The sequence below is a fragment of the Arthrobacter sp. TB 26 genome (genome assembly GCF_000427315.1).
Lineage (GTDB): Bacteria > Actinomycetota > Actinomycetes > Actinomycetales > Micrococcaceae > Arthrobacter.
Genome location: NZ_AUPJ01000339.1, coordinates 297 through 4,610, shown reverse-complemented (window position 1 = coordinate 4,610; position 4,314 = coordinate 297). Strand labels below are relative to the sequence as shown.

At 67.0% G+C, this 4,314-nt stretch carries 3 protein-coding genes (1 of these 3 cut by a window edge); 2 read left to right on the top strand and 1 reads right to left on the bottom strand.

Annotation, left to right across the window (positions count from 1 at the left end; genetic code table 11):
- A partial coding sequence (locus K789_RS0112940; protein WP_024367121.1) for a DUF349 domain-containing protein occupies positions 1-1,350 on the top strand: 1,350 nt, incomplete at its 5' end.
- A gap of 107 nt (positions 1,351-1,457) precedes the next feature.
- Complete coding sequence (locus K789_RS0112935; protein ID WP_024367120.1) at positions 1,458-2,078, top strand: hypothetical protein; 621 nt, start codon at positions 1,458-1,460, stop codon at positions 2,076-2,078.
- A 37-nt stretch (positions 2,079-2,115) separates the two neighbouring features.
- On the opposite strand, the gene K789_RS0112930 is transcribed toward K789_RS0112935, so the two are convergent.
- Positions 2,116-4,314: the 3' portion of a RelA/SpoT family protein gene (locus K789_RS0112930; protein ID WP_024367119.1), read on the bottom strand. 195 nt of this gene lie beyond the right edge of the window; the window shows 2,199 of its 2,394 coding nt (coding positions 196-2,394); the start codon falls outside the window, past its right edge; the stop codon is at positions 2,116-2,118.

Sequence of the window (4,314 nt, the reverse complement as noted above, 5' to 3'; positions counted from 1 at the left end):
CCCGCGCCGTCACCGGCAGCGTTCGCCGCCCGGCCGAAGGCCAAGCCTTCCCCGGCGGCTCCGGCCGCCGCACCGGCTTCAGTGTCCTCCGCCGCCTCGCTGGCCGAGGCTGCACGCTGGGGCCGCGTCGAAGGCGACGGCCACGTTTTCCTGACCGTTGACGGAGAAGAGCATCCTGTCGGCCAGTACCCGGGCGTCAGCGATGACGAGGCCCTGGGCTACTTCGCCCGGAAATACGACGACGTCGTGGCGCAGATTGTCCTGCTCGAACAGCGTGTCAGCTCCAAGGCGCCCACCACGGACATGCAGAAGACCGTCACGCACCTGCGCGAGCAGCTTGCCGGGCGCAACATGGTGGGGGACCTCCGCTCCGCCGAGGCCCGCCTGGACACCCTGGCCACCCAGATCTCCGGACTCGAAAAGGCCGAGAAGGCCGAACACGAAGCCGTCCGTGCCGCCGAACTGGCCGCCCGCGAAGCCATCGTCGCCGAGGCTGAAGAGATCGCGGGCCACGACCCGGCCCAGATCCAGTGGAAGACCTCCAGCGCCCGGATGAATGAACTGTTCGAGAGCTGGAAGACCGCGCAGAAGAGCGGGGTCCGGCTCGGCCGCAGCAACGAGGACGCCCTCTGGAAGCGCTTCCGTGCCGCCCGTACCGTCTTTGACCGGCACCGCCGTGCGTACTTCTCCCAGCTGGACAGCACCAACTCGGCAGCGAAGGCCGCCAAGGAGAAGCTGATCACCGAGGCCGAAGCGCTGTCCTCTTCGACCGACTGGGGCTTTGCCGCCGGCGAATACCGCCGCCTGATGGACGAGTGGAAGGCATCACCGCGTGCCAGCCGCAAGGATGACGACGCCCTCTGGGCCCGGTTCCGTGCCGCCCAGGACGTCTTCTTCACCCACCGCCAGGCTGCCAACGACGAGATCGACCAGGAATACGGCGCCAATCTCGTAGTCAAGGAAGCCCTGCTGACGGAAGCCAACGAGTTGCTTCCCATCAAGGACCTAGCCGCCACCAAGAAGGCGCTTCAGTCCATCCGTGACCGGTGGGAAGAAGCCGGCAAGGTTCCCCGCGCCGATATGGGACGCGTCGAAGCGGGGCTGCGGAAGGTTGAAGACGCCGTACGCCACGCCGAGGACGAGAACTGGAAGCGGTCCAATCCGGAGACGAAGGCACGCACCAACAGCGCGCTGACGCAGCTGGAGTCGGCCATTGCAGGACTTCGGGATGACCTGGCCAAGGCCGAGAAGGCCGGCGACGAGCGCAAGATCAAGGCCGCCAGGGAAGCCCTCGAGGCCCGTGAGGCCTGGCTGGAACAGCTCGAAAAGTCAGCGAGCGAGCTCTCCTAGCCGCAGGCACCACAGCACCAGGCTGTTGGAAGCAGGCCCCGCACCGGTTATCCACATGACCGGGACGGGGCCTGTTCGCTTTTCGCGGGAACGGACAGGATGGCTGAATGGTCATAGTTCACGGCCCGCCGGCGCCCGCCCCGCCCGCGTCTCTTCAGGCGCCGTCGGAGCTGTACTCCCCCGGGGCGCTTTTCTCCTGGCCCGAGCTTCAGGCGATGGCGGCCGATGGTGTGCTGACCCAGCTCTACCAGCGCGGCTACCTGCCGCCGGGGACCCATCCCACCCCGCAGCTCCGGGCCCGCGCGGCCTCCGTCCTCATCAGTCCGGCCATCCGCCAGCGGGTCGTCGCAGGCAGGATGACGGCGGCCTGGATCTACGGCTGCGCCGCCGAACCGGACCGGCTCGCCCTGCTCGTGGACGCCAACCGGCGGATCTCCAGCCTGCGCTCCACCCGGGGCTGCACCTTCCATGAGGTGCGCCTGGGCCCGTTCGACGTCGTGAGCCTGGGCGGGCTGATGGTGTCCAGTCCGCTGCGGACGTCAGTGGACATCGCCCTCCATGTGGACGCCGGGCGGGCTGTCCCGGCCCTGCGGGCGCTCCTCGAGACACCCGAACTGGGCCTGCGGCTGCGGCTGCTCCTGCGTGCCGTGGAGGCCACGCCCAGGATGCCGCACAAGAAGGCAGCGCTGGCGAAGCTCGAACTGCTGCAGGCCGGCCCGGCGCCATAGCGCTTGCCCAGATGCCTGCGCCAGCCAAATTCCTGTGCTAGCTGCGCCGCCGGTTACCGGTGGTCCGGTAGACGTCAAAGACACCGTCGATGCGGCGGACGGCGCTCAGCACGTGGCTCAGGTACTTCGGGTCGCCCATCTCGAAGGCGAACTTGGAGATGGCCACCCGGTCAGTTGAGGTGTGCACACTGGCGGCCAGGATGTTGACGTGGTTCTCCGAGAGGATGCGGGTCACATCCGAGAGCAGCGACTTCCGGTCGAGCGCTTCAACCTGGATTTCGACCAGGAAGACGCTCGACTGCGTGGGTGCCCAATCGACCTCGACAATCCGGTCAGGCTGCTCCAGAAGTCCGCTGACGTTGGTGCAGTCCGTCCGGTGCACGGAGACGCCGGAGCCGCGGGTGACGAAGCCCAGGATCGGGTCAGGCGGCACCGGGGTGCAGCAGCGGGCGAGCTTGACCCAGACGTCGTCCACCCCGCGCACCACAACACCGGAGTCGGAATACCGGGCCTTGGTGACCTGGGTAGGGATGGACACCTCGGTGAGGTCGTCCTCGGGGGTATCGTTGCCGCCGAGGCTCTCCACGAGGCGTTCCATGACGGACTGGGCCGAGGTGTGCCCGTCGCCCACACCGGCGTAGAGGCCGGAGATGTCGACGTACTTGAAGTCCTCGGCGATCGCGGCGAGGGCGTCATGCGTCATCAGGCGCTGCAGCGGGAGGTTCTGCTTGCGCATCGCCTTGGTCAGCAGTTCCTTGCCGCGGTCGATCGACTCCTCGCGGCGTTCCTTGCTGAACCACTGCCGGATCTTGTTCCGTGCACGGGCGCTCTTGACGAAGTGCTGCCAGTCCTGGCTGGGACCGGCGCCTTCAGCTTTGGACGTGAAGATCTCCACCCAGTCGCCGTGGTTCAGTTCGCTGTTGAGCGGGACCAGCTTGCCGTTGACGCGGGCACCGATGGTCCGGTGGCCAACCTCGGTGTGGACGGCGTAGGCGAAGTCCACGGGCGTGGAACCGGCCGGCAGCGCCATGACCTCGCCCTTGGGGGTGAATACGAACACTTCCCGGGCATTGATTTCAAAGCGCAAGGAGTCGAGGAACTCGCCCGGGTCGGAAGTCTCCTGCTGCCAGTCCACGAGGGACCGCAGCCAGCCCATGTCGCCGTCGCGCGGGCTTCCCGGCCCGGCCGCGGTGCGGTTCGGCTGGTCCTTGTACTTCCAGTGCGCGGCGACGCCGTATTCGGCGCGGCGGTGCATTTCGTGGGTGCGGATCTGGATTTCCACGGGTTTGCCGCCCGGGCCGATCACCGTGGTGTGCAGCGACTGGTACATGTTGTACTTGGGCATCGCGATGTAGTCCTTGAACCGCCCGGGGAGGGGGTTCCAGCGCGAGTGCATGGCGCCCAGGGCCGCGTAACAGTCCCGGACGGAGTCGACCAGGACCCGGACGCCCATGAGGTCGTTGATGTCGTCGAAGTCCTTGTCCCGGACGATCATCTTCTGGTAGATGGAGTAGTAGTGCTTCGGCCGGCCGGTGATGGTGGCCTTGATTTTGGCCGCACGCAGGTCCTCGGTGATCTGGTTGCGGATCACGGAGAGGTTCTTTTCCCGCTCGGGGGTCCGGTCCCCCACCATGCGCACGATTTCCTCGTAGACCTTCGGGTACAGGGCCGCAAAGGAGAGGTCTTCCAGTTCCCACTTGATGGTGTTCATACCGAGCCGGTGCGCCAGCGGGGCGAAGATTTCCAGGGTTTCCCGGGCCTTGCGGGCGGAGGACTCTGCGGAGACGAAGCGCCAGGTCCTGGCGTTGTGCAGCCGGTCGGCCAGCTTGATCATCAGGACCCGGATGTCCTTGGCCATGGCCACGACCATCTTGCGCACGGTCTCCGACTGTGCGGCCTCGCCGAAGCTGACCTTGTCCAATTTGGTGACCCCGTCCACCAGCATGGCGACTTCCGGCCCGAACTCGGCCTTCAGGTCCTCCAGCGTGTACGAGGTGTCCTCGACGGTGTCGTGCAGGAGCGCCGCGGCCAGGGTGGTTCCGCTGAGCCCCAGCTCCGCCAGGATGGTGGCGACCGCCACGGGGTGCGTGATGTAGGGATCGCCGCTCTTGCGCTTCTGCCCGCGGTGGCAGCGTTCCGCCACGACGAAGGCGCGCTGGATAAGGTCGAAGTCCTCTTTGGGGTTGTTGGCCCGCACGGTGCGCAGCAGCGGCTCAAGGATGGGGGAATAGGCGGG

Coding starts and splice junctions, on each gene's coding strand:
- K789_RS0112935 (WP_024367120.1), top strand. CDS start 1,458: ATGGTCATAGTTCACGGCCCGCCGGCGCCCGCCCCGCCCGCGTCTCTT.